Genomic DNA, 275 nt, shown 5'->3' on the forward strand with positions numbered 1-275 from the left:
TCCACGCCCGCGTCCAGCCGCACACCGGGTCCGGACGGCGGGGCGAACGTCGTCACCGTGCCGGGGGCCGGGAGGAAGTTACGCCCCGGATCCTCACCGTTGATACGGAACTCGAAGGAGTGGCCGCGTACCGCCGGGTCGCCGTAGCCGAGCTCCTCGCCGTCGGCGATCCGGAACATCTCCCGCACCAGATCCAGACCGGTGACCTCCTCCGTCACCGGGTGCTCCACCTGCAGACGGGTGTTCACCTCAAGGAAGGAGATCGTCCCGTCCAC

General features: G+C 69.1%; 1 protein-coding gene. It reads right to left on the reverse strand.

Going from position 1 to position 275, the window contains the following annotated elements; translation table 11 throughout:
• The coding region (locus ACX6XY_RS30250) for an ATP-binding protein (protein WP_460337866.1) at positions 1-275 on the reverse strand (275 nt) is incomplete at both ends.

The organism is Streptomyces sp. O3 (assembly GCF_054788135.1).